Source organism: Colwellia sp. MB02u-6 (genome assembly GCF_014077095.1).
Classification (GTDB): domain Bacteria; phylum Pseudomonadota; class Gammaproteobacteria; order Enterobacterales; family Alteromonadaceae; genus Cognaticolwellia.
On the sequence record NZ_JACGVG010000027.1, the window covers coordinates 209,662 to 235,698 of the forward strand.

Here is a 26,037-nt window from a genome sequence, read left to right on the forward strand (position 1 = left end):
TATCCATGGGTAATAGCCTGTGGTAAACACATAATCACGACAGGAAATAGATTGTAAATGTCATTTAAAGTATTAGTAGTTGATGACTCCAGTTTTTTTCGACGCCGAGTAACAGATATTCTCAATAAAGATATTAACCTTGAGGTTATCGGTGTTGCTATTAATGGTATTGATGCAGTAGAAAAAGCGATTGCCTTAAAGCCTGATGTCATCACTATGGATATAGAAATGCCGTTATTAAATGGCATTGAAGCGGTTAAACAGATCATGGCAAAAGCACCAACGGCCATTATTATGTTTTCTTCATTAACCCATGACGGCGCTAAAGCGACGCTTGAAGCACTAGATGCTGGCGCGTTAGATTTTTTGCCGAAAAAATTTAACGAAATAGCTAAAAATAGCGAAGACGCCGGTAGTGTATTACGTCAACGCGTTAAGCAACTAGCTAGAAAAAAAATGGTTAGAGCTGTGCGAGTTTCAAACTTTCGCGCACGGACTGTGGTTGAGGAAAAAGCTAAAGTCAGTCATGTAACTAGCCCCAATGTAGCCACAACAAAGACCACACATCAAAATCTGACTTTTAGAAAAAGTTCTGGCAAAAAATATAAATTACTTGCCATAGGCACTTCAACTGGAGGCCCGGTAGCATTACAAAAGTTGTTAACTCAATTACCTGAAGACTTCCCGCTACCTATCATTATGGTGCAGCACATGCCGGCAGCATTTACCTTAGCTTTCGCTAATCGCTTAAATAATATCTGTAAGATAAAGGTTAGCCAAGCGAGTTCAGGTGACATCTTAAAACCTGGTCATGCCTATTTAGCGCCAGGTGGTAAGCAAATGATTATTGATGGTACAGGAAATTCGGCAAAACTAAGGATACTTGAAGACAACTCTGAACGAATGGCTTTCAAACCAAGTGTAGATATTAGTTTTGCTTCAGCGGCTAAAGTGTTTGGTGGCAATGTTTTAGGTATTATATTGACCGGAATGGGTGCGGACGGTCGCGAAGGCTCACGATTATTAAAAAGTAAAGGCGCAACTATATGGGCACAAGATGAGGAATCTTGTGTTGTTTATGGTATGCCGCAAGCGGTTAAGGTTGCCGGGATCTCTGAACTATCATTGACCATTGAAAGCTTTCCAGCTGCAATTCTTAAGGAAATTCAGCATGGATAAACTGAGTGTAGCCGGGCTTCTTATTGCCATTTTCGCTATTTATTTCGGTTTTGTTATTGATGGGGGGGCTATATCTTCATTGTTGGAACTGCCCGCTTTCATTATTGTTTTTGGTGGTACGCTCGGGGCTGTTATGTTGCAGTCATCACAAAGTCAGTTTTTTCACGCAATAAGCTTACTAAAATGGTTATTCGTGCCCCCTAAATACGACATTGAACAGGGCATTGAATCGATTGTGCTTTGGGCTGAAAAAGCACGAGAGTCTGGTTTTTTGTCGCTAGAATATATTGCCAAAGAAGAAAATGATTTTTACGTTAACAAAGGCTTAAATTTGCTTGTTGACGGTGTAGAGGTCGACAACCTAAGGGTTTCCTTAGAACTTGATTTAGATTTATATCGTGAACATAATTTACGCTCTGCGCATGTTTTTGAGTCTATGGGGGGGTATAGTCCAACCATAGGGATTTTAGGCGCTGTGCTGGGGTTAATCCATGCCATGTCGAATTTGGCTGACCCACAACTATTGGGGCAAGGCATCGCCACCGCATTTGTTGCCACTATTTATGGTGTAGGTTTTGCCAACTTACTTTATTTACCGGTCGCTAATAAAATAAAAGCCATAGTACACGAACAAACTATGTATCGTGAAATGATGACCGAAGGTTTGATTGCCATTGCTTTGGCAGAAAATCCACATGCTATTGAAAATAAACTGTCGGCATTTCGGTTGGAGCAATGAGGCGTCAACGCGCAAGACGTCATTTAGTAGAGCATGAAAATGTTGAGCGCTGGTTAATATCTTATGCCGATTATATGACCTTATTGTTTGCGCTTTTTGTTGTATTATATGCGATGGCGATAGTCAATGAAAAACCGTTTGAAACCGCGACAGAATCTCTAGGTCGTGTATTTCAAGCGCAGGAAGAACAAACTAAAAATCGCGGTCATGGCGATGACATTTTACCGGTTAATAGTGCTAAAACTAAGCAGATATTGTTTGGTGATGCTATTGTAGATGTCGCTGAACCTGAAATTGCTTCAGGTGATGTAACTTTATCTACAGTCTCAGATGCTGGCGTGGGCAGTAGCTTAAGGTCTTTAGAAAAAGATCTCCATGAAGCCTTATACGAACTAGTTGAATCCGGTTACGCTCAACTGTTAATTGATGGTGATTGGTTGGAAATTGAATTAAACAGCAGTTTATTGTTTCCAAGTGGCTCAGCGTCACCCACCAATGGCGCAAAAGATATTTTATTGCTTATCTATCAAGTTATTGCCGATACCAACAACTATATTAGGGTTAGAGGTTATACCGATAATCAAGCGATTAAGACCGAAGTTTTTTCCTCTAATTGGGAATTATCAGTATTTAGAGCAACCGCAATTTTACGGACCTTAGAGGCCTTAACCTTAAACCCGGCTCGAATGGCTATTGAAGGTTACGGTCAGTATTATCCAAGTGCTGACAATACTACAGCTGCAGGGCGGGCCAAAAATCGTCGTGTCGTTATTGCGCTTTCTAAATACGGTTTAGAAAAAGCCAAGGTAGTGGCCACCCCCACTATTTCAGCAGAAAATGAAGTGGTAATTAACCGTATTAGTACTTCAATGGTCGATGATGAGATCCGTATTATCGAACTTGATAATGGTGGTATACGCATTACCACCCGAGCTGAGACTAACGCTAATAATAAAGCCACTAAGCCATCACAAGCAAAAACTAATGAATAATAGGAATTCCACTTGGTAGTTTGGACAGTTGCAAATCAAAAAGGTGGTGTCGGTAAAACGACCACAGCTATTGCCTTAGCCGGTTTATTGGCTGAGCAAGGAAAGCGCGTGCTTTTAGTTGATACCGATCCTCATGCTTCATTAAGTTATTATTTTGGTATCGAGTCTGAAGACCTAGAGCTCAGTGTTTATGATTTGTTTTTACAGGTGTCTACCAAAGAACAGATCATGCAAAGTCTATGTCCTACGCATTATAGTAATATCGACATACTCCCTGGCACAATGGGCTTAGCAACACTTGACCGCGCACTTGGCAATAAAGGCGGCATGGGCTTAGTGTTAAAAAAAGTGATGTCTGCAATCGAAGGTGAATATGATTATGTATTGATTGATTGCCCGCCGATTTTAGGGGTGTTGATGGTGAATGCATTAGCGGCTAGTGATAGAATTATAGTACCAGTTCAAACTGAATTTTTGGCATTAAAAGGTTTAGACCGGATGATGAAAACCTTAGAAATTATGCAAGCTCAACATCCTTTGCCGTTTAAATATACCATTGTCCCTACCATGTTTGATAGACGTACTAAAGCATCAAGAACGACCTACCAAAAATTGCAAGACCTTTACGGTGAGTTTCTTTGGCCCTCAGTTGTGCCAATTGATACTAATTTTCGTAATGCCAGTGTCGCACAGAAGGTACCTTCAGATTATGCCGCAAAATCTCGTGGTATTATTGCTTATAAATATTTATTAAAATATCTCATTAACTTAAACACAAAGAGTACGTAAGCCGATGCCAAAGTCTTTAGCTGCAAGTAAAAAACTTATGCAGACTTATTTGTCAGAATTACTTACTGAAGAAGAGGTAGAGCAAAAAGCAGCACTGCCGGTTAAAGAAAGACAATATCAGCCACTTGAAAAGTTACTCAGTAGTGCTACTTTTCCAAAGGTTTTTGCATCAAAGGATAGTGATAAATTAAGTTCAGTTCAAGACGCTACGGTTAGCCAAAGCGATATAAGTCATGCAGGGAATCAAACAATACCGGAAAAAGCAGCCGCTAAAATTGCACTGAGACAGCCAGTAATAAACCCAGTTGATGTTAATGAAAAGCTAATTACAACCCGTAAAAGCACTGATGCAGCGGTTGATACTCAACAGCACAGTTATCGTCAGGGTGACTTTCAGGTGATGTTTTTCGAGGTCGCTGGCTTAATGATTGCCGTGCCGCTAATCGAGTTAGGAGGTATTCATAACACAGATAAAATTACACCGCTGATGGGTAAGCCTGATTGGTTTAAAGGTGTTATGCTGCACCGAACAGCAAAAGTTAATGTGGTTGATACCGCTCTATGGGTTATGCCTGAAAAGTGCGATGAAGCCTTAATTTCAGCACTTAACTACCAATATATCATCATGTTAAATGATTCATCTTGGGGCTTGTCGGCTGAGAAATTGGTTGATACGGTAACGCTCAAGCAAGAAGATGTTAAATGGTTAGATACCCGAAGCAAACGTCCTTGGCTGGCAGGGTTAGTAAAAAACCGGATGTGCGTACTGTTAGACGTTGAATCTTTAATTAAGTTATTGGAAAAAGGTGTAAATATAACTCAAGAATAATTGATGAATTTAAACTTGCCAGTATACTGAGAGCCTAAGTGTTCTGGTCATTAGAATAACAACTAAAATTTAAAGAGGTCAGCAGTATGTCTGATGAAAGACGCAATGCAAGTGAACGTGTAAACATCAATGAAGAAATACTACAATGGGTAACGTTTAAGCTCGATCGAGAAACATACGGTATCAACGTTATGCAAGTGCAAGAAGTGTTACGCTACACTGAAGTAGCACCTGTACCAGGTGCGCCAACGTATGTTATGGGTATTATTAACCTGCGTGGTAATGTCGTTACCGTTATTGATACTCGTAAAAAATTTGGCCTTGAGTCTGCTGAAATAAACGATAATACTCGCATCGTGATCATTGAAGCTGAAACACAAGTTATTGGCATTTTAGTGGATAGTGTTGCAGAAGTTGTTTATTTAAAATCATCAGAGATTGATGTAGCACCCAATGTTGGTAATGACGAAAGCGCCAAGTTTATCCAAGGCGTGTCCAACCGAGATGGTGAATTACTGATTTTGGTTGACCTAAATCAATTACTCTCTGACGAAGAGTGGGATGAACTAAAGCAATTCTAATTATTAGCCAATAAGCCTGCTTAAATAGGCTTTTATTGCCAGCGAAGCGAATTACACTTATGGAAAATATATCTGCTAACCTGATCAGCTTAATTACATTCGTCATTGTAATACCCCTTTTCCTACTATTAGTGGCGCGAAAAAAATTTTTTGCCCAACAAATAGATGAATTACAACAACAAGTAAATAGCCAAGAAATACAACTGTTAGAATTACAAAATTTGCTTGCTAGACAGCAATCGCAGTTAGAAATCAATCAACAGCACTGCACTGAGTCAACAATAGAAAACGAACAAGTTAGCAAGCAATTAGAACACCGCATTAAAGTGGCTCAGGAACAGTTCAATAACCAATTTCAAAGTATCGAAAAACTGTTACATCAGCAACCTGAAGATAAATTATACACTCGAGCACAAAAGTTGGTTGAGCTAGGTGCAGACCTTGCTGAAATAATGCGAGAGTGTGATATTCCTAGAGCTGAAGCTGAAATGTTGCTTTCTATTCATCAAAGAAAAGCTGTAAAATAGTGCCCTTACTATAAAATACCGTATTTAAACGTTACATTTTTACGTAAAATCTTAAACGCTCTCGTGATAAACTGCACAATAGAGAAATTTTATTTTTAGCTTTATAACCTATATATTACTTAATGGTTAGAAGACAAGGATCCTGTAGTGAACAGAATAAAAAAAGTTACCTTGAAAACCCGGTCAATATTTGGCTTAAAACTCATACTAACCCTAATGTTTTCGTTTTTTTTAACAGCTTGTTCGACAACGCCTTCGTCAGAGCAAACTCTATCTGATCCAAAAGATCCGCTAGAAGTGATTAACCGACCTTTTTGGACTTTTACTTGGGATTATGCCGACAAATACGTCTTCAAACCGGCATCGCAAGGTTATGTTGAATATATGCCGACAGACTTGCGCAGAGGTGTTCATAATATGGCACTGAATCTAAATGAACCTTCAACAATCATTAACGATTTATTACAAGCAAAGTTTACTGATGCAGCAAAATCCACCGGACGCTTTGTTTTGAATTCTACCATCGGATTATTAGGTTTTTTTGACCCAGCAAGTGATTTTGGTTGGCACCGAAAACAAGAAGAGTTTGGCGAGGTACTTGGTAGTTATGGTGTGGGTAACGGCCCTTACTTGGTTGTTCCCGCGCTTGGTCCGTCATCGGTACGTGAAGAGGTAGGTGATTTTGTTGACAGTTATTACTGGCCCCTTGCCGTTATCGATTTTTGGCCTAATATATTACGAGCTGGCGTTTTAGGTTTGGAAGCCCGAGCGTCATTTGCTGATCAAGAAGCTATTTTAAATGATGCTATCGATCCTTATGAGTTTGTTAAAAATGCCTACTTTCAAAATATGCAGTTTAGAGTTTATGATGGAAACCCACCGATTGAAGTTAACGAAGCAGAAGAGGCCAATATTGACGCGTATCTAGAAGAGCTTGAAAAGATGCAGCCTTAATATTTTTAACCAAGACTGCTGCTAGCAATAAACTGAAGAATAAGAAAAAGCGAACTAAAGTTCGCTTTTTTGGTATTGAGCAACGGCGTTATCTAGGTGCTTTTGTGTAAAAAATAACATAATAGGTCTTAATAGCAAAAAATAGGCAATCAACACCATCACAACGGATGCTGCCAAAGCAAAGCCTTGTAGATTTGCGATAAAGAAAAATGGTGGTATCAGCAGTGATAATTTAACCATATTCAAAATAAACTTTTCAGGCGGAGACAGTTTTGCTTGCGCTAAGGCTAGAATAGCTTGTCGTTGATGTAAGCTAAATACCTGCAAGGCTGGTATTTTATTGGAAGAAAAATAAATTGTCATAAAATTTCAAATAAATATGCGCTCAATTATAGGTAGCGCTATCATACAAAAATGATACTAAATGTGCCATGGGCAAATACGATAGTGAGTGATTTATTAACCTTGTTGCTGTTTATTTTAATCCCAAGCTAACATTACGAAGATAGCAGTAAGCTGTAGGTTAGACGCGAGCAGTAAAAAAATAGCGTTAAGCTATCAGTAAAGTACACTAAAATCGTTATAATAGAATTAGTGATTATGAGTACTAAAATTTAACTGAAAGCTAAGGACTAATAACGTAAAACTTCTCTTAGCACTAGTTGTAAGCGAACATTTATGCGATTAAGTTAGCTGATAAATTAGCCAATAAGTACCTGTAGAAATACTAAATAAAAATGATGGTCTTGAGCCTAAGCTACATCCGCCGGTAAGAAAGGTAAAATATCGACTTTAGATACAAAGTTTCTGATAAATTTGTCAAAACGAGTTCCTCAGTCGCGTGCAATTTGCTAGAATTGCGACAATTTTTATCAGTAGGTGATTTTTAAATGAATATCATAGAAGCTAACTTTGATGCAACCGGTAAGAAATTCGCGATTGTCGTCTCTCGTTTTAATAGTTTTGTTGTTGAAAACTTACTTGAAGGCGCCGTAGATACACTCAAACGCCATGGTAATGTTGCTGATAGCGACATTACCATCATCCGTGTTCCTGGTGCCTACGAGTTGCCAGTAGCGGCTAAAAAAGTTGCTGCCAAAGGTGGATACGATGGCATTATTGCTATTGGTGCCGTTATTCGTGGCGGTACGCCACATTTTGATTTTGTTGCTGGCGAATGTAATAAAGGTTTAGCACAAGTTGCTATGGAATATACTCTGCCAGTGGCATTTGGTGTTATTACTACCGACTCTATTGAGCAAGCTATTGACCGTGCTGGCCTTAAAGTAGGCAATAAAGGCGCTGAAGCAGCATTAAGTGCTTTAGAAATGGTTAACGTGCTCGATAAGTTATAACAGGATATTTTTGTGAAACCATCACCTAGAAGAAAAGCCAGAGAGTTGGCAGTACAAGCAGTATACTCTTGGCAATTAAGTAAAAACAATATTGCTGAAATTGAATTGAATTTTTTGACTGAAAATAGTGCTCGTCGTTTTGACATTCCTTATTTTCAACAATTGTTCCGTGGAATTTCAGCACAAATTAGCAGTATTGATGAAAAAATATCTCCTCATGTTGACCGTCCACTAAAAGATGTTGATCCGGTTGAAAAAGCGATTTTACGCGTTGCGGTGTTTGAACTATCTGAATGTCTAGATGTGCCTTATCGTGTCATCATCAATGAAGCCATTGAGTTAGCAAAATCATTTGGTGCAGATGATAGTCATAAGTTTGTCAACGGTGTTTTAGATAAAGTTATTAAGCTTGTTCGCCCGAACGAATAGTCATAATTTGGTTGTAATATGAAAGAGTTTGAATTGATCAAGCACTTCTTTAGTGAGCAAGTGATCAAACGCAAGGATGTGGTACTCGGTATTGGTGATGACTGCGCTATAGTCAGCCCTGCTGAGCGTCAAAATATTGCAATAACCACAGATACCCTGGTCGCTGGCGTTCATTTTCCTCATGAAACCAGCGCTCGCGCTATTGGTCATAAATCAATAGCCGTGAATTTATCAGACCTAGCGGCAATGGGCGCTGAACCTAGTTGGCTTTCTTTAGCGATCACCATGCCAGAAGTCGATCTAAAATGGATTGAAGAGTTCTGTCTTGGCGTCTTTGAGTTGTGCGAATATTATAATGTGCAACTCATTGGTGGCGATACGACGCAAGGGCCTTTGAGTATTACTGTTACCGCTCAAGGTTTAGTGCCGATAAATAAGCATCTGACCCGTTCAGGCGCCAAAGCCGGTGATTGGATTTATGTTACTGGCGAAGTGGGTGATGCGGCATTAGCCTTAAAGCATATTTTACGTGAGGTCAATGTTGCACCTGAATATCGAGAAAGTGTGCAGCACAGTTTAGACTTTCCAACACCGAGGATCTTGGCTGGACAGGCACTTCGTGGCTATGCCAGTGCGGCGATAGATTTATCTGATGGTATTATTTCAGATTTAGGTCATCTTTGTACCGCTTCTAAGGTCGGTGCTAACATCGTATTAGATCACTTGCCAATTTCTCAGGCACTACGAACTACGGTTGGTATAGAAAAAGCTTTTGAAATGGCACTCACAGGTGGTGATGATTATGAATTGTTATTTACGGTATCTGAAGACAACAAAGTGGGTATTGAAACTGCTTTAGCAAATACCAGTAACACTGTAACCTGCATTGGTCAGATTAATCGCAGTGAAAAAATAACCACAACTTTAAACCGTAAAGCTGTCGCTATTAAGACTAAAAGCTTCGAACACTTTTCTAGCAGTAAAGAGTGATGATGAAAACTTCTAAGGCAAATTTTAGTCTATCAAATCCAATCCACTTTTTGGCTCTAGGTTTTGGCAGTGGTTTAGCACCTAAAGCACCCGGTACTTTTGGTACCTTAGCCGCAATTCCACTATTTTTGCTGTTTGCACCGCTTAACAATACACTTTATTTAACCTTGTTAATGTTGATGAGTGTTGCAGGTATTTATATTTGTGGTAAAGCAGCAACTGATGCAGGGGTTCCTGATCATGGCGCGATAGTGTGGGATGAATTTGTTGGGTTTTTGATCACCATGTTCTTGATGCCATTAACATGGCAGACAATACTAGTGGGGTTCATCTTATTTCGCTTTTTCGATATTCTCAAGCCTTGGCCGATTTCCTATATTGACAAAAATTGTCATGGCGGATTAGGCATTATGCTTGACGATATAGTCGCGGGTATTGCGGCCTGGGCTTGTATGATGCTAATTTTTTACTAAGCTGATAAACATCACAACTTTCTACTAGTAACGAGCGAATAACCAGTCAATAACCTATCACTAGAAAAGCCAAAGAATGTATTCTTTGGCTTTTTCACTTTGCAGACAAGTAGGCTTTGCTGTACAAAGGCAGCTAAGAAAAATAAGAGCAATTGATGTTTAGGGTAGCTGATTGTAGCTCGCTACCTGTGCCGGTAGTTATGCTGGCAATCATGCAAGTAGTCATACCGTCTAATACGCCATAAGACAATGATGGCATTATTTATTGCCCTACGTGGCTTGAAGATATGAGTGCTTGTTTGCACGTCATTTAAAATATTCGCTACTTAAAGAGTAATAATATGACTCAGTTAAAACCGCAATGGCAAAAAATTATAGCCCATGAGCAACAACAAGATTATTTTCAACAATTATCGAAAGAAATTGCTCAGCAAAGAGCAAACGGTGAGGTGGTACTGCCGGGTGAAGAGGATGTCTTTAATGCTTTTTCTACCATTGATTTATCCAATGTGAAAGTGGTGATTCTAGGTCAAGACCCCTATCATGGCCTGGGTAAAAGTGGTGAATCACAAGCACATGGTTTAGCTTTTTCGGTGCGAAAAGGCATTAAAGTGCCACCTTCTTTAGTTAATATCTACAAGGAGCTTAAGCAAGATATTGCTGACTTTATCACACCGCATCATGGCTATTTGAATGAGTGGGCACAACAAGGTGTTTTGCTGCTCAACACTGTGTTGACCGTTAAGCAGGGACAAGCACACTCTCACGCTAAATTGGGTTGGGAAGAGTTTACTAATAAAATTATTGCGGAAATTAATCAGCATAATGCCGGCTGTGTATTTTTACTCTGGGGCAGTCATGCGCAGAAAAAAGGTAAAAATATTGATCAGCAAAAACATTTAGTATTAAACGGGCCACACCCCTCGCCACTTTCGGCTTATCGAGGTTTCTTCGGTTGCCAACATTTTTCTAAAGCTAACCTATGGTTAAAAGCACATAATAAAACCGTCATCAATTGGCAAATTAGCGATTAAAAGCCGTTATTATTGGTCGATTTTAAGAAAATAATTTCACTTTATATCAATTACTAACATTTATTTTCAGATAAGGCTAAAAATCAATCATTAAAGGTTGGTTTTTTCATTAATATGTTTTTTTGTAAATTTAATTTGCTATTAATCTTATTTTATTAGTATTTTGTTTTACAAAGTGGCAATGGTGCTAGTATGTTTTCATTATAGAAAGTGAAGAGTATACAGCATGTCATTGGAAAATTATTTTTTACCCTTTCGCCAACATGTTATTGGGAAGAATTTACAGCATCAAATTAATGGTCAAAAGCTTGATATCATTTATGTAGATTGGACAGCAAGTGGCAGGTTATATCAACCCATTGAAGATTATTTGACCCAGGAGCTAGGGCCTTACGTCGCTAATACGCATACTGAGACTAATCTAACCGGTAGTGCCATGACCCATGCTTATCATGACGCCCAACATATTATTAAACGACATGTAAATGCTTGCAACAATGATGTTTTGATTACTGCTGGCGCAGGTATGACGGCTGTTGTTAATAAATTTCAACGGATTTTAGGTTTACGAATTCCTGAGCGTATGCAAGCGCAAGTCGCGTTTGCAGAAAATGACAGGCCGGTGGTGTTCATTACCCATATGGAGCATCACTCTAATCAAACCTCTTGGTATGAATGTGATGTAACCTTAGAAATTGTTGAGCCTGATAGTCAGGGCCTACCTTCTTTAACGCACCTAGAATTATTGTTAGAAAAATACCAAAACCGCAAGGTAAAAATAGGCTCTTTCTCTGCTTGTTCAAATGTTACTGGTATTAAAACCCCATATTATCAGCTTGCAGAAATTATGCACCAACATGGTGGTTTGTGTTTTGTTGATTTTGCGGCTTCTGCACCCTATGTTGATATTGATATGCATCCGAGTAATCCTAAGCAAGTGTTAGATGCAATTTACTTTTCACCACATAAATTTTTAGGTGGTCCTGGCAGTTCAGGGGTGTTGGTTTTTAACAAGGCACTTTATAAAAACAAAGTGCCAGATCATCCTGGTGGCGGTACAGTAACTTGGACAAATCCTTGGGGAAAACACAGTTTTTTTAATAATATAGAGCTGAGGGAAGATGGTGGAACCCCCGGATTTTTACAATGTATTAAAACCGCACTAGCGATCAAATTAAAAGATGCTATGGGCGTTGAAAAAATTCAGCAACGTGAAGCTCAAATCAGCCAATATGTTATGGATAACTTAGCTAAGAATCAACATGTGGTAATGCTTGAGCCTAATATACGTCAGCGTTTAGCTATTGTTTCATTTTATGTGCCGGGCGTTCATTATAATTTAGTCGTGCGGTTATTGAATGATAAATTTGGTGTACAAACCCGTGGTGGCTGTTCATGCGCGGGTACTTATGGTCATATTTTATTAAAAGTGGATCAAGATACCTCATCAAAAATAACCCAGCAAATAGACTCGGGTGACTTTGCCGAAAAGCCTGGTTGGATACGAGCTTCATTTCATCCTACCACCTCAGATAAAGAAGTTGCTTTTGTGGTTGAGGCCATCAATCAAGTGACTGAAAATATAGTGGTATGGAGCAAAGAATACCGTTTTAATCCAGCTTCAGGTGACTACGAACATGGTAAACCAGAAGTTGATTTTCCAAGCTTATCTGATTTTAATGCCTTACCAGACGATGGCTCAGCAGTTAGAAATAAAGTGCTAGAAACGCCATCAATATTACGGAAAATATTTGGCTAGAGGATTAAATAGTAAGGGGTGATTAATAAAAACAATCACCCATCAGAAAGTTTCAAGTATGGTATTATTGGTCAAAAACAACCATCATTTCGGCAGCTTCGCAATGACAGTTATGATGACATATCGTACATTCATAGCCTGCTAAGCTTAATTCATGCCAACGGTCTGGGTGGTCTTTAATTAGTATACCACCAGATTTAGTAAAATATTTTACCGCACTATTGCCTGGGCTTTGTTTCCATAAATGGCTAACTCCGGCAATGGCACCTTGTTGCATAGCGGCTGTAATTGAGCGCTTTAATAGCTCGCCACCAACACCATGGCCACGGTAATGCTGATCAACCGTATTGCACTTAAAATAGCAAACTTGTGCGGCAGGCACTGGCCAGAGTTCAGTAGAACACCATTTGTCTATTTGCCATTGCTCCGAGGCATAAGTAATTCTAAAGCCGGCTAATTTTTTATCATGATAAACCACAAAACCCGCGTTAATACCATTTTTAAGTCCTTTATCGTACCAAATTTGCATGCTGGTTTGATCAAGATAACCGGCACCATGAACCTCGGTAGCTAATTGAATAACTTTATCAAAGTCAGCAGGGGTTAATGCTTGATAATTGAGGGTGATGGCCATAAGATTATTTTTATTGAGTGAGTTATTACAGCATTGTACTGTTTTTTTTGAGATACTTTAAGCGCACCAGTGTTTAAAACAATATAAAAAATTAATATAAAAACCTATCAGGTTTTGGAAGTGAAAATGTACGATCCTTTACACGATTTATCTCCGGGCTGTAATGAAGCCTACCCCGAGAGTTATTGGGCCAATGTCTCAGGCATAGCACCGGAACACGATGGCGCCGTTATTGCTGATCTTGATGTTGACGTAGCTATTATTGGTGCAGGATATACCGGTTTATCTTGCGCGCTACATTTGGCTCGAGAGCATGGTATTAAAGCCCATGTGTTAGAAGCTAACCAAACCGCCTGGGGTTGCAGTGGCCGTAATGCTGGTTTTATTTTGAAATCTTCAGGTCGCAAGTCTTATGGCCAAATGGCTAAGCAATGGGGCGAAGAGGTTATGCGTGGCATTTATCAAGAAATGGCTGCGGGTGTTGAAACAGTCAATTCACTGATTAATGAAGGCATTGACTGCGACAAGCAAAGTGCGGGTTACATTAAAGTTGCCCATAAGCCTAATAAACTCAAAGAATTAGTTGAGCTAGCAAACCTGCAGCAAAAAATGTTTGGTTATGATGTTGAAGTTTTGTCGCAAAATGAACTGCGTCAGCAATACATGGACGATCGTAATGCTTACGGGGCTATTCGTTATCAAGACGGTTTTGGTTTAAATCCATTAAAACTTGCTTGGGGTTACCAAAAATTGGCACGACAAGCAGGCGCTAAAGTGCATTGTGCGACACCGGTTAACCACTGGCAATTAGAAGGTAATAAACAAAAACTTTATACCCCTAATGGTATTGTTAGTGCGCAAAAAGTGGTGATAGCCACCAATGGTTACACTCCAAAAAACTTTCACCCATTAACAACCGATAGAACATTGCCGGTACTTTCACAAATTATTGTTACCGAGCCGTTGAGTGCAGCGCAAATAGCCGCGTGTAATTTCTTAACCTCGAATGTTGTGATGGACACGCGAGCATTAAAATATTACTACCGTAAGTTACCTGACAATAGAATATTATTTGGTGGCCGAGGGGCTATAACAGGTAAAGGTGCAGATGACCCTTATTATGCACAACGTTTACTGGCGGTATTAAAAACCAGTTTTCCAGCGCTAGCCAGTATCACTTATGGCTACGCTTGGTCGGGCTGGATTTGTATGGCGTTGGACGATTTGCCACACATTCATCAAAATGATCAACAATCGGTATTTTACAGCATGGGTTATTGTGGCAGTGGCGTATCGTTCTCGGTACAAGCAGGCAAACGTTTAGCTGAAAAAGTGGCTGAAAAGCCAGTGCCTAATTTACCTTTGTATAATAAAGCACTGCCTAAATTTCCATTTGCTCCATTACGACGAGCAGGACAATGGGGCTACTTTCATTACGGTAAAATAAAAGATCAGTGGTTTTAAGTGCCCAGTGAGTGAAAATCAAAGACCTTTGGTTTTAGCGTTGTGACTGTAAAGTAAATTTCTACCTCAGTATTAATCGATGCGGTTAGTGCACTCGTCTTGTTTAAATGCCGTTATATTCGCGGCGACTAAATTAAGTAAGGCTTGCTGTGCTTGTTGGCTTGCCCAGGCGATGTGCGCGGTTATTTTCAATTTTGTTGACTGTGCCGCTAACAGGATATGATCTTTTGGTGGCGGCTCTTGCTCTAATACATCTAAAATTGCACAAGCCAATTGGTTATTATTTAATGCAGCTAATAAGTCATGATTATTAATTAAAGCGCCTCTGGCGGTGTTAATAAGTACTGCGCTATCTTTCATGCAGTTGAATATTTCTTTATCAAACAAGCCTTCAGTTTCAGCTGTTTGTGGACAATGTAAACTAATAATGTCAGCCTGAGAAATCACCTGCTCAAAGGCCACTCGGTCGATACGTATTTCCACTGCCTTAGGTCTTTCAGCAATCAGTACACGCATATCAAAGGCGCGAGCGATTGTCGCTACTTTGCTACCTAATGCGCCGTAGCCAATAATCCCCATGGTTTTACCCGCTAATTCATCACTGCCTTTGCCGTGCATGCAAAATGTATTACTAGCTTGCCATTGGCCAGCACGGGTATTGTTATTGTGATCTTCTATTTTGCTGTAATAGGCCAGTAGTTGAGCAAATACATATTGAGCGACTGAATTTTTTGCATAACCACTGACATTAGTTACCGCAATGCCAAGCTCGCGCGCGGCATCAATATCAACATTATTAATACCCGTGGCGGTGATACAAATGAGTTTTAAATGGGGTAGCTGGCTTAATATTACACGGTTAAGTATGACTTTATTACTTAAAATAATTTCAGCGTCGATGCTATGTAGTAATACTTGTGCTGGTGTTGTGACTGGGTATAAATCTAACTTACTCACCGTCTGACGAAGGACAGATAAGTCAAGTGAAGGGCTAAAGGTTTGATAGTCTAAAAATACCGCACGCATGTTATCTACTCAAGATTAAAATTTTGCTTAGTTTATATCAATTCTAATGAGCGACTCAATCAATGCTTATTTATTGCTTTAAAGCTCAACGCTTGACTATCAATAAAAATAGATTAAAACAGTAGGTTAAGGTGTTTTGGCAAATCGAAAAACTGCTTGCAACCTCTAACCAGGACGGCCGTCAGCGCGTGCTTTTAATAGCATAGGTCCATAACATATGGCAAACAGCATAAAACTGACTATCCAAAGTAAGCCACTAATATCAATAAAGATCATTGTTTTGTCTGGAAATCCCCAAGGGCCAAAACTTCGTACTAAGCTTGCTAATATTAGCGCAGCAAAAGCCAACGACATCAGCTTAGGCGCTTGTAATTTTCTGCCTGTATGACCCAAAGATATCCGTGAAATCATAGCAAGAATAACACCACCGAGTCCGCCTACGGTTATTAAATGCCAAATATGGTTACTGGGAATTTCAGGGATTAAATAACTAAGGCCAAGCAATATCAAACCAAAGGCCAAGGCGCTGATTGCCAAGTGTAATGACCAAAGTAATGGCGCGCCTAAGGTGATCCAAGGTCGCCATCTATACCATCGGACGGCTTGAAAAATGCCAGCAAAAATTAATAAGCCACCGAGATAAAAATGGTTTAAGCCGATAGCTGGCTGCAGTAGCAGCAGTATAGTGCTCAGGGCGAGCGAGCCATTAGTGAATTTATCAAGCCAAGGTAGCGTTGTTGCTTTGGGGGTTTGAGTGCCATTTGCGGTAAACATGGGTACTACGCGACCGGTCATCACTGAACTAAGTAAAGTCATTAACATGACACCGGCATAGCCTGCGTATTGAGTAGAGACCAACTTGGGGTAATATAGGCTAGCATGCATTTGGACATTAGCGATGGTAAAAATGGTTAATAAAGGCACAAAGAATAAGTTGCGATACTGTTTAACCGTTAATATTGGCTTGGCTAAAACAAAAGCGACACAAGGTAAAAAGGCCAAATCTATTATTGTGGTTAATCTTGTACCCAGTAAATCAGGAAAAATTAAGCAAACTCGGCCGAGTAACCACAAAGAAAATAAAGCGGCGAGCATTTTGCCTTGCATACCGCGCAACCCAGTCCAGTTTTGCACTGCGGTTAATAGAAAACCAGCAATGATGGCACAACCAAAACCAAAAATCATTTCGTGAATATGCCACCAGTAACCGCCACCGAAAGGCTGAAAATTTAACACGGCTCGGTAGAGCATTAGCCACAAGAGTATAGCTATAATACTAAATATTGTGCCAGCGAGAAAGAAAGGGCGAAAGCCGAGCCTAAATAAGGGTATTATTTGCTGTTCTTTTTCTAAATCAGCTTTTTCTAAATCAGAAAGTTGCGTCACAGGTGCCATCCTAAATTTTTATTTTGTGCTTATCATAAAGCAATTAATCAGCATTACTTTGGGGCAAATCAAGTGAATTTGTTATTTGAGGTTTTTAATGGTTATTTGGATACGGGTAATTCTAATTCAACAATTTGCTCAGCAATTAATTCGATTTTTTCTGCCATCAATGCTTGGGCATCATACAAACCGCGATTGTAATATACCGCACCTAACTCTTCAGTAAAAAAGTCGAGCAAGAAATCAGCATCAAACTGCCCTAAATCTTGATCTAATTCATTAGTGAAGTAGCCTTGTAGTTTGTCGATTAATAGTGCTTTTTCGGTGCGGGTAAATTTTATTGGTGACATAAATACGTTTCCCTGAATGACAAATAACCAAATTAATCAGCATTATACGTAAGTCACTTCAAGATGCATGTTTATGGCTTTTGCAAGGGCCTAACTTTGAAGGCTAGGGCGGCAAAATTTTTATGCTCGGTAACTGCTCCTGGGATAACTCTTGTAGTAGGATGTAAATGCATCGATGCGATGTTTATTTTTTGGTTAGAGAATGACAATACCTCAAAACAATTGCCTTGTTTAAATCGTGTTTAGCGACCACTGAAGTGAATATATTACAGTGATTTGGGTATATACTCACCAGATGAAAACTAATTTAAGTATGACACTGTGAATAAATCGTCGTTTAAGCAATGGTGGCAAACAGACTGTCAGTTTTGCCGTAAATCAAGAATGATTATTTTATGGTTGGTGTTGATGTTAATTGCTGATAGTTTGTGGTTTGGTTTAATACCGATTTGATTCATCAAGTGATGACCTTTCTCATCAGGAAAAATGGCCAAATATAAGTCATAAAGCTTAGTCAGCAGTGATGCTAATTATAAATTTTATAACGCTGTGGTTTTTCATTTTAACCATTTAAAATGAGTAAATAATTAATCAACTTGGTTTAATTATTCACTAACAAAATAAAGAGGTAATACTATGACTTATCGTTGGAGCGACTCACTTGAGGTTGCACTTGATTTAATCGAAGCACATCCTGATGTAGACCCAATGAAATTACATTTTCCAGAATTAATGCAATGGGTGTTAGCGTTAGAAAATTTTGAGGATGACCCTAAACATTGCGGCGAACGCATACTTGAAGCTATTCAGTTAGCTTGGATTTCAGAAGCTGATTAACTATAGTGTTAACGAGTTAGTAGCCATAATAAGTAATTAAAACTGAATGATTAAGCTTTATCACTATTCAAAAGGTGATATTTGTCTATAATGTGCCCATCATTATTCTTATGATGAATCTTCGTCATTCACTCAGTATATAAAGAAAGCATGCAACTATGACATCTGAAAAGACATCTGAAAAAAATAAACGTCCATTATATATTTCCTACGCAGGTTCTAGCTTACTAGAAACACCTTTATTAAATAAAGGTAGCGCATTTAGCGAAGAAGAGCGCTCACACTTTAATTTAACTGGGTTATTACCACCACGTTTTGAAACTATCGATGAGCAAGTTGAACGTGCCTACATGCAATATCGTAGTTTTGAAACTAACTTAAATAAACATATTTACCTACGCGCCATTCATGATAACAATGAAACCCTATTTTTTAAGTTAGTGCAAGCGAACTTGGCTGAGATGATGCCAATTATTTATACGCCAACTGTCGGTGATGCTTGTGAGCAGTTTTCAGATATTTATCGCAGTTCTCGGGGTTTGTTTGTTTCATATGACCAACGTCATCAGCTTGACGATATCTTGCGTAATGCGACAAAGAACAAAGTTAAAGTTATTGTGGTAACTGACGGTGAGCGTATTTTGGGTTTAGGTGACCAAGGTATTGGCGGCATGGGTATACCCATAGGTAAGCTGTCGCTTTACACAGCCTGTGGTGGTATTAGCCCAGCTTATACCTTGCCTGTGATGCTCGATGTGGGTACTAATAATGAAAAATTATTAAATGATCCTATGTATATGGGCTGGCGTCATCGTCGTATTGAACAAGATAAATACGACGAATTTTTAGCTATGTTTATTAACGCTGTTAAAAATCGTTGGCCGGATGTTTTATTACAGTTTGAAGATTTTGCTCAACCTAATGCCACCCCCTTGTTAAACCGTTATCGCGATGAACTTTGTTGTTTTAACGATGATATTCAAGGTACTGCGTCAGTTACTGTGGGTACCTTATTAGCGGCTTGTCGTACCAAAAAATCAGCTTTATCAGCGCAACGTGTAGTTTTTGTTGGTGCTGGCTCTGCGGGTTGTGGCATTGCGGAGCAAATTATCTCACAAATGGTCAGTGAAGGGATTGGAGAGCAACAAGCGCGTAGCCAAATATTTATGGTCGACCGTTTGGGTTTATTAACTGTAGGTATGCCGGGTTTACGTGACTTTCAAGAAAAGCTGACTCAGCAAAAATCAGCAATAGCATCATGGAATGTCCAAGGTGACTACGCTTCTTTACTGGACGTTATGCATGGCGCTGAACCGACGATTTTAATTGGCGTTTCTGGTGTGCCGGGTTTGTTCACTGAAGCAGTGATTAAGGCCATGAAAGCACATTGTAATATGCCAATAATCTTCCCACTGAGTAACCCAAGTCGTCAGGTAGAAGCAACACCTGAACAAGTGATCAACTGGACCGAAGGTGAAGTGATTATTGCCACAGGTAGCCCGTTTGAGCCGGTAGAATATAAAGGTCAGATGTTTCCTATCGCTCAATGTAATAACAGTTACGTCTTTCCAGGTATAGGTTTAGGTGTGGTGTCAGCAAAGATCAATCGCATTACCGATGAAATGTTAATGGCAGCAAGCGCCATGTTAGCGCAAGCCTCGCCGTTGGCTAATGCCGGTACTGGTGAGTTGTTACCCCCATTAGTAGAAATTGCTGCTTTAAGTAAAAAAATAGCCTTTGCTGTTGCTAAAGTCGCTTTTGAGCAAAATTTAGCCTTACCACTATCGGATGAACAACTTGTGGAAAATATTGAGCGTAATTTTTGGACACCTGAATATCGTCAATATCGTCGAGTCAGTATCTAAACCGCGATAAAGTGTGATTTAAACAGCATTGCAATGAATAAAAACAATGAATAAAAAACGCTCACATGGATGAGCGTTTTCTGTTTAATCCCTGTGGTAAGTTTTTTAGCATAAATAAAAAATCACTAGCTAGCTCTATCTAGGCACAAGTTATTAATTTTAGCTGTAAGCCAAGTAGTCGCCTTGCGATAAAAATCTACCTTAGGCAAACAGGCAGCCTTACAGTGGTTTAACTTCTCAGAAAAGTGCTAGCTTGCAGGTTAAGCGTCCAAGCGTATGTCATTTCATTGATTTATACTTGCTTATAATAAAAAAAATTAGTTTAGATTACGTCAGCTAAAAGTGATAACTCTAGGCATTTGCTTTTAATTCGTCTATAATCGCGCCAAAATTTATACCGTATTTTAATTCTAATTTATTGAGAGGGCTATCATGGCTATCGAACGTACTTTTTCTATCGTAAAACCTGACGCAGTTGCTAAAAACTTTATTGGTCAAATCTACAACCGTTTTGAAACAGCTGGTTTAAAAATTGTTGCTGCTAAAATGATTCACTTATCAAAAGAAAAAGCAGAAGGTTTTTACGCTGAGCACAGCGAACGTCCTTTCTTTGGTGCTTTAGTTGAATTCATGACTTCTGGCCCAGTAATGGTACAAGTTTTAGAAGGCGAAAACGCTGTACTTAAAAACCGTGAAATCATGGGTGCTACTAACCCAGCTGAAGCGCTTGCCGGCACCATTCGTGCTGATCTTGCTGATTCAATCGATGAAAATGCAGCTCACGGTAGTGATGCCTTAGAATCTGCTGCTCGTGAAATTGCTTACTTCTTCGCCGATGAAGAAATTTGCCCACGTACGCGTTAATTTAAAATATTACATAATAAGCTCGTGCTTTAGTCATTAGCTTAATGTAGTTTAAAAATTAGTTTGAAGGATTTTACTGATTAATCGGTAAAATCCTTTTGTCTATTTTAAGACAGTATAAAACTGAGTGTTTTTGCCAGTAAGCATGCTACTGAGAACATTGACTTTTATTGATATAGTGCGAATAAATATCTAATATCGATCCACTAAATTGTTTGTTTTGTCGAAAAAGCGTACAATTTATTCTGTAATTTTTGTAGTATTGAGAAGTTTTTATCATGAGTGATGTAACCGAAGTAGTAACCCCAGTGAAGAAAAAAATCAACTTACTAAACCTTGACCATCAAGGGATGCGAGAATATTTTTCTTCAATCGGCGAGAAGCCATTTCGTGCTGACCAAATTATGAAATGGATCTATCATTTTGGTTATGATGATTTTGAGTTGATGACCAATATAAATAAGAAATTACGTGAAAAATTACAACGTGATACTGAAATTAAAGCGCCCGAGATATCTGAAAAATTGGTATCAAACGACGGTACAATTAAGTACGCGTTAAGCCTTGAAGGCGGTCAAGAAATTGAAACCGTTTGGATCCCTGAAAATGGCCGTGCAACACTCTGTGTTTCATCACAAGTGGGTTGTGCATTGGAATGTACCTTTTGCGCAACCGCGCAGCAAGGTTTCAACCGTAATCTCACTATGGCTGAAATTATCGGTCAAGTTTGGCGAGTAGCAAATGATATTGGCGCGACACGGATTGCTGGCACACGCCCGATTACCAACATTGTTATGATGGGTATGGGTGAACCATTGCTTAACATGAAAAACTTGATCCCGGCATTAGACACCATGTTAAATGATTTAGGCTATGGCTTATCGAAACGTCGTGTGACTGTGAGTACCTCAGGCGTGGTACCTGCCTTAGATATGTTAAAAGAGAAAATAGATTGCGCATTGGCGATATCAATTCATGCGGGTAATAATGCCTTACGTGACGTACTAGTACCGATTAACAAAAAGTATCCACTCGAAGAGTTTTTAGCGGCAGCGGGTCGTTATATCGACGGTTCAAAAGCTAATAAGCAGGCGACCATAGAATATGTGATGCTTGATCATGTTAACGATAGCACCGAACAAGCACATGAATTAGCGCTTGCTTTGAAAGATTTACCCAGTAAAATCAATCTTATCCCATTTAATCCTTACCCGGGTTCACCCTATAAACGCTCGAGTAATTCTCGTATTGATCGCTTCGATAAAGTACTGCAAAGCTATGGCTTAACCGTGATCACACGTCGAACTCGTGGGGACGATATTGACGCAGCATGTGGTCAATTAGCGGGTGAAGTATTGGATAGAACTAAACGGACAGGAAAAAATGAGGTGAAAGCTGAGTCAATTTCAGTAAAGATGGTCTAATTGCTCTTAAACTGATATTTACTAAGTGACTGTGCCTTTATGATGAAAAAATTATTACCATTGTTTATTGCCTTACTAACGACAAGTACATTAACGGCTTGTGTGACGCAAAATTATGGCAATGATAAAAATACGCCGATAATTGAAAATGAAGCCAGTAATAATGAAATAGCCATGACCCGTATATCACTCGGGTTAGGTTATTTAAAAATGGGCAATACCCAACAAGCTAAGCTTAACTTAGAAAAAGCCAAACGTTTTTCACCTAATTTAGTGCAAGTATACACAGCTTTTGCTCATTATTATGACACCGTAGATGAGGCTGAATTAGCCACCAAAGCTTATGAGCATGCGCTAAGCATTGATAATCAAGATGCTGATACGCTTAATAATTATGGTGTTTTTTTGTGTCGACACGAAAAGTACGCCGCCGCTGAAAAAATGATGCTAAAAGCGATAGCTATTCCTAGCTATATATTAGTAGCGCAAAGCTACGAAAACTTAGCCTTATGCCAACTCAAAGCAAAGCAGTTCGATAAAGCTGAAACATACCTTGAAAAAGCGATTGCCCACAGCCCCAATAGAGCCAGTTCTCTACTGCAAATGATGCGCTTGCAATATGCAAAAAGTGATTATAAGTCAGCGCAAACTTACCTTTACCGCTATGAAAAATCAACGCGTGTTTTTAATACCGGGGCATTAGCTTTAGCCTTTAAAATATTTGCTAAGCAAGGCAATAAAGCTATTGCTAAAAATTATGGCAACATGCTGGTTAAAATGTTTCCCCGTTCTTTTGAAGCCAAACAATATATTTTAAATGAACTTTATCAGATTGATACAGACAAACTAGCTGAAGAATACCGAATGTTTTTGTCAGGGGGCGATAGGAAAAAAACTAAAAAGCGTGTGGTGATATTGTCGCCAAAAACGACAGCAAGTGTTGCAAACTCTAGCTTAAGTCGTGATGGTTTAAAGCCTATTATGGCTAATTCAGTTATGCTAACGATAGAGCAAGCCGCTGAGTTAAAAGCAAAATCAGTGGACAAAAACCTTGAAAGTAATACGTGGGTGAAAAATATTCAGCCAATTAGGATGAAAGAAGCGCTGTCAAAAAAACAGACGAGTCAAAAAAAAAATAATGAAATAATGGCTGGCGAAGTACAAATTAAACAAGAAAAAAACAGTACACTGATGGTGTCTTTACCGATTCATGTTGTCATACAAAGCGATAGTCTGTTTACTATTTCTAAGCACTACAATATTGTGATGGATAGTTTAGCGCGTTGGAATAAGTTACGCCGCCCCTATCTTTTAAAAATTGGTGATGTTCTCTATCTCTCGGATCCAAAATCAGCGATTAAACGCTAAGAGAAATACTTGATGAATCAAGAATTTGAAGTATTGAAAAATGAAAGTGATGACTTGGCAGAAACCACTGATGATATCGATGTAGTGGGTCCTGGCGCTATGCTCAAAGCAGCACGAGAAATGCGAGGATTAAGCCAACAGCAAGTGGCTAATAAACTCAACTTTAGAATTCACTTAGTAGAAAATATCGAAGTAGATAAATTTGACTGTAGCTTACCCGAGGCTTTTAATCGTGGTTATCTTAAAAATTATGCCAAGTTGGTTAATATTGCTCAGGAAGACGTGTTAAAAAGCTATGAAAAATTAGCGATAACACAAAACCAATGTGCAGACATGCAAAGCTTTTCTAAAGGCACAAAGAAACAAGCAGAACACAATATGTTGATGTGGATTACTTACCTCATTTTAGCCATATTAGTAACAGCAACTGTAGTTTGGTGGCTTCAAACGCCTTCTGAACAACCTGAGCCAATAGCGGTAAATACTGTTGAGAGCTTAGCTGTAGATGACACAGCGACTAAGCAAGCCATTGAATATAAAGAAAAAAAATCAAGCCGCATGCCAAGTGGCGAGTCAGCCGTTAGTGTAACTAAAGTAGTTAAAACTGAGTCGAATGTTAATAGTGATGCAGAAAACCTCAATATAGCCGTGGCGCTTGATGTTGAACCGGTGTTATCAACGCCTGATTTAATCGACGCTCAAGTCGATTTAAATAATAAGAAAGCCTTTGGTGAAAATGCATTATCTGCCACAATCAACCATGTTGTTTTCACTTTCGCTGGTGACTGTTGGGTTAATATATTTGATGCTACTGGAGAGCGAATTGCTTGGGGCGTGAAAAAATCAGGTTATATCATGCGAATTTCTGGACAAGCACCTTTTTCTATCACTTTAGGTAAACCTGAATTGGTACAAATAGATTACAATGACGTTCCGGTTGATATGGCTGTATTTAATGCCGGTAATATTGCCAAATTTTCATTACCGCTAGCGCCTTAATACGGTAAATTTTTTTAATTAACGCAACACTATTGAAGTTTTATTATGTTTAAAGAATCTCCTATTATTCGTCGAAAGTCCCGCCAGATAATGGTTGGCAATGTTCCTGTTGGTGGTGATGCCCCGATTACAGTGCAGTCAATGACCAATACTCTGACCACTGATGTCGCGGCAACGGTTGCACAAATTAATGCACTTGAGGCCGTTGGAGCCGACATTGTTCGCGTGAGTGTGCCAACTATGGACGCGGCTGAAGCATTTCGTGAAATAAAGCTGCAAACTAATATTCCATTAGTGGCTGATATTCATTTTGATTATCGTATTGCCTTAAAGGTAGCAGAATACGGCGTTGATTGCCTGCGCATTAATCCAGGCAATATCGGTCGAGAAGACCGTGTGCGCTCTGTAGTTGAGTGTGCTCGAGATAATAATATTCCCATTAGAATTGGCGTCAACGGTGGTTCGCTAGAGAAAGATATTCAAGAAAAGTATAGAGAACCAACGGCCGAAGCTTTGTTAGAATCAGCGATGCGCCATGTTGATATTCTTGATCGCTTGAATTTCAATCAATTTAAAGTCAGCGTCAAAGCCTCTGATGTCTTTCTTGCCGTTGGGGCTTATCGCTTGTTAGCTAAACAAATTGATAACCCTTTGCATTTAGGCATTACCGAAGCCGGCGGTTTACGCTCAGGCTCTGTTAAATCATCAGTAGGACTTGGGCTATTGCTTGCTGAAGGTATTGGCGATACGTTAAGGGTTTCATTAGCGGCTGATCCTATCGAAGAAATTAAAGTTGGCTTTGATATTTTAAAATCACTGAAGCTTCGTAGCCGCGGCATCAACTTCATTGCTTGCCCAAGTTGTTCGCGCCAAGAGTTCGATGTTATCTCAACGGTAAACGCTTTAGAGCAACGTGTTGAAGATATAACCACGCCAATGGATGTTTCAATCATTGGCTGTATTGTTAACGGACCCGGTGAAGCCTTAATTTCTGACTTAGGCTTAACGGGCAGCAGTAAAAAAAGTGGTTACTATCTTGATGGTATTCGTCAAAAAGAGCGTTTTGATAATAACAATCTTGTTGACCAACTAGAGCAACGAATCCGCGCGAAAGCTAAAAAGCTTGATGCGAATTATAAAATAGCTATACAACAAATCGATTAATAATGGCAAATTACTGCCACAATTGC

27 protein-coding genes are annotated in these 26,037 nt (G+C 39.2%); 22 read left to right on the plus strand and 5 right to left on the minus strand.

The features are described 5' to 3' along the window. Positions 1-57: 57 nt before the first annotated feature. The 8 genes from H4J46_RS03335 to H4J46_RS03370 all read left to right on the plus strand — a co-directional run bounded on the left by H4J46_RS03335 (position 58) and on the right by H4J46_RS03370 (position 6,590). The gene (locus H4J46_RS03335; RefSeq protein WP_182232137.1) at positions 58-1,179 is read left to right on the plus strand and encodes a chemotaxis response regulator protein-glutamate methylesterase; all 1,122 of its coding nucleotides are present in this window, start codon (positions 58-60) and stop codon (positions 1,177-1,179) included. Continuing rightward, on the plus strand, positions 1,172-1,918 hold the full coding sequence (locus H4J46_RS03340; RefSeq protein ID WP_182232138.1) for a flagellar motor protein: 747 nt from the start codon (positions 1,172-1,174) through the stop codon (positions 1,916-1,918). The genes H4J46_RS03335 and H4J46_RS03340 overlap by 8 nt, the downstream gene beginning before the upstream one ends. Then, positions 1,915-2,910: a flagellar motor protein MotB gene (locus H4J46_RS03345; RefSeq protein WP_182232139.1), complete on the plus strand. Its 996-nt coding sequence runs from the start codon at positions 1,915-1,917 to the stop codon at positions 2,908-2,910. The genes H4J46_RS03340 and H4J46_RS03345 overlap by 4 nt, the downstream gene beginning before the upstream one ends. Positions 2,911-2,922: 12 nt before the next feature. Then, positions 2,923-3,699, plus strand: a complete 777-nt coding sequence (locus H4J46_RS03350) for a ParA family protein (RefSeq protein ID WP_182232140.1) — start codon at positions 2,923-2,925, stop codon at positions 3,697-3,699. 4 nt (positions 3,700-3,703) lie between these two features. Then, complete coding sequence (locus H4J46_RS03355; RefSeq protein WP_259365665.1) at positions 3,704-4,528, plus strand: chemotaxis protein CheW; 825 nt, start codon at positions 3,704-3,706, stop codon at positions 4,526-4,528. A gap of 86 nt (positions 4,529-4,614) precedes the next feature. Further along, positions 4,615-5,109, plus strand: coding sequence for a chemotaxis protein CheW (locus H4J46_RS03360; RefSeq protein WP_182232141.1), 495 nt, complete (start codon positions 4,615-4,617; stop codon positions 5,107-5,109). Between the two features lie 59 nt (positions 5,110-5,168). Next, positions 5,169-5,636: a DUF2802 domain-containing protein gene (locus H4J46_RS03365; protein WP_182232142.1), complete on the plus strand. Its 468-nt coding sequence runs from the start codon at positions 5,169-5,171 to the stop codon at positions 5,634-5,636. 147 nt (positions 5,637-5,783) lie between these two features. Continuing rightward, positions 5,784-6,590, plus strand: a complete 807-nt coding sequence (locus H4J46_RS03370; RefSeq protein WP_310650200.1) for a VacJ family lipoprotein — start codon at positions 5,784-5,786, stop codon at positions 6,588-6,590. A gap of 54 nt (positions 6,591-6,644) precedes the next feature. Here H4J46_RS03370 and H4J46_RS03375 read toward each other — a convergent pair whose 3' ends face one another. Further along, positions 6,645-6,953 (minus strand): DUF6170 family protein, encoded by a 309-nt coding sequence (locus H4J46_RS03375; RefSeq protein WP_182232143.1) that lies wholly within the window; start codon positions 6,951-6,953, stop codon positions 6,645-6,647. A gap of 527 nt (positions 6,954-7,480) precedes the next feature. Between H4J46_RS03375 and ribE the strand changes: the two genes are divergently transcribed. The 6 genes from ribE to H4J46_RS03405 all read left to right on the plus strand — a co-directional run bounded on the left by ribE (position 7,481) and on the right by H4J46_RS03405 (position 12,630). After that, positions 7,481-7,945 carry a 6,7-dimethyl-8-ribityllumazine synthase gene (gene ribE / locus H4J46_RS03380; protein WP_182134850.1) on the plus strand — a complete coding sequence of 155 codons (465 nt, stop codon included), beginning with the start codon at positions 7,481-7,483 and terminating at the stop codon, positions 7,943-7,945. A gap of 12 nt (positions 7,946-7,957) precedes the next feature. Next, positions 7,958-8,374, plus strand: coding sequence for a transcription antitermination factor NusB (nusB, locus tag H4J46_RS03385; protein WP_182232144.1), 417 nt, complete (start codon positions 7,958-7,960; stop codon positions 8,372-8,374). An 18-nt stretch (positions 8,375-8,392) separates the two neighbouring features. After that, a complete protein-coding gene (gene thiL, locus H4J46_RS03390) occupies positions 8,393-9,364 on the plus strand; it encodes a thiamine-phosphate kinase (protein ID WP_182232145.1) in 972 nt (323 codons plus the stop codon). A 2-nt stretch (positions 9,365-9,366) separates the two neighbouring features. Next, the gene (locus tag H4J46_RS03395; RefSeq protein ID WP_182232146.1) at positions 9,367-9,837 is read left to right on the plus strand and encodes a phosphatidylglycerophosphatase A; all 471 of its coding nucleotides are present in this window, start codon (positions 9,367-9,369) and stop codon (positions 9,835-9,837) included. Between the two features lie 341 nt (positions 9,838-10,178). Further along, positions 10,179-10,871: a uracil-DNA glycosylase gene (gene ung, locus H4J46_RS03400; protein ID WP_182232147.1), complete on the plus strand. Its 693-nt coding sequence runs from the start codon at positions 10,179-10,181 to the stop codon at positions 10,869-10,871. A 226-nt stretch (positions 10,872-11,097) separates the two neighbouring features. Beyond that, the gene (locus H4J46_RS03405) at positions 11,098-12,630 is read left to right on the plus strand and encodes an aminotransferase class V-fold PLP-dependent enzyme (protein WP_182232148.1); all 1,533 of its coding nucleotides are present in this window, start codon (positions 11,098-11,100) and stop codon (positions 12,628-12,630) included. Between the two features lie 64 nt (positions 12,631-12,694). Here H4J46_RS03405 and H4J46_RS03410 read toward each other — a convergent pair whose 3' ends face one another. Next, positions 12,695-13,264, minus strand: a complete 570-nt coding sequence (locus H4J46_RS03410) for a GNAT family N-acetyltransferase (RefSeq protein WP_182232149.1) — start codon at positions 13,262-13,264, stop codon at positions 12,695-12,697. A 126-nt stretch (positions 13,265-13,390) separates the two neighbouring features. Here H4J46_RS03410 and H4J46_RS03415 point away from each other — a divergent pair, with 126 nt between their 5' ends. After that, a complete protein-coding gene (locus tag H4J46_RS03415) occupies positions 13,391-14,728 on the plus strand; it encodes an FAD-binding oxidoreductase (RefSeq protein WP_182232150.1) in 1,338 nt (445 codons plus the stop codon). Between the two features lie 72 nt (positions 14,729-14,800). Here the strand turns inward: H4J46_RS03415 and H4J46_RS03420 are convergent, their stop codons facing one another. The 3 genes from H4J46_RS03420 to H4J46_RS03430 form a co-directional block, all read right to left on the minus strand. Beyond that, complete coding sequence (locus H4J46_RS03420) at positions 14,801-15,754, minus strand: NAD(P)-dependent oxidoreductase (RefSeq protein WP_182232151.1); 954 nt, start codon at positions 15,752-15,754, stop codon at positions 14,801-14,803. 165 nt (positions 15,755-15,919) lie between these two features. Then, the gene (locus H4J46_RS03425) at positions 15,920-17,140 is read right to left on the minus strand and encodes an NnrS family protein (protein WP_310650201.1); all 1,221 of its coding nucleotides are present in this window, start codon (positions 17,138-17,140) and stop codon (positions 15,920-15,922) included. 101 nt (positions 17,141-17,241) lie between these two features. Next, complete coding sequence (locus H4J46_RS03430) at positions 17,242-17,490, minus strand: DUF2164 domain-containing protein (protein WP_182232153.1); 249 nt, start codon at positions 17,488-17,490, stop codon at positions 17,242-17,244. A 636-nt stretch (positions 17,491-18,126) separates the two neighbouring features. On the opposite strand from H4J46_RS03430, the gene iscX reads away from it, so the two are divergent. The 7 genes from iscX to ispG all read left to right on the plus strand — a co-directional run bounded on the left by iscX (position 18,127) and on the right by ispG (position 26,011). Next, a complete protein-coding gene (iscX, locus tag H4J46_RS03435) occupies positions 18,127-18,327 on the plus strand; it encodes a Fe-S cluster assembly protein IscX (protein ID WP_182232154.1) in 201 nt (66 codons plus the stop codon). Between the two features lie 158 nt (positions 18,328-18,485). Beyond that, positions 18,486-20,192 (plus strand): NAD-dependent malic enzyme, encoded by a 1,707-nt coding sequence (locus H4J46_RS03440; RefSeq protein ID WP_182232155.1) that lies wholly within the window; start codon positions 18,486-18,488, stop codon positions 20,190-20,192. A 432-nt stretch (positions 20,193-20,624) separates the two neighbouring features. After that, positions 20,625-21,056, plus strand: coding sequence for a nucleoside-diphosphate kinase (gene ndk, locus H4J46_RS03445; protein ID WP_182134874.1), 432 nt, complete (start codon positions 20,625-20,627; stop codon positions 21,054-21,056). Between the two features lie 278 nt (positions 21,057-21,334). Then, complete coding sequence (locus H4J46_RS03450; protein ID WP_182232156.1) at positions 21,335-22,480, plus strand: bifunctional tRNA (adenosine(37)-C2)-methyltransferase TrmG/ribosomal RNA large subunit methyltransferase RlmN; 1,146 nt, start codon at positions 21,335-21,337, stop codon at positions 22,478-22,480. Positions 22,481-22,519: 39 nt separating this feature from the next. Then, on the plus strand, positions 22,520-23,848 hold the full coding sequence (gene pilW / locus H4J46_RS03455; protein ID WP_182232157.1) for a type IV pilus biogenesis/stability protein PilW: 1,329 nt from the start codon (positions 22,520-22,522) through the stop codon (positions 23,846-23,848). Between the two features lie 12 nt (positions 23,849-23,860). Next, positions 23,861-24,847, plus strand: a complete 987-nt coding sequence (locus H4J46_RS03460) for a RodZ domain-containing protein (protein ID WP_182232158.1) — start codon at positions 23,861-23,863, stop codon at positions 24,845-24,847. Between the two features lie 45 nt (positions 24,848-24,892). After that, the gene (gene ispG / locus H4J46_RS03465) at positions 24,893-26,011 is read left to right on the plus strand and encodes a flavodoxin-dependent (E)-4-hydroxy-3-methylbut-2-enyl-diphosphate synthase (RefSeq protein ID WP_182232159.1); all 1,119 of its coding nucleotides are present in this window, start codon (positions 24,893-24,895) and stop codon (positions 26,009-26,011) included. The last annotated feature ends 26 nt before the right edge of the window (positions 26,012-26,037 follow it).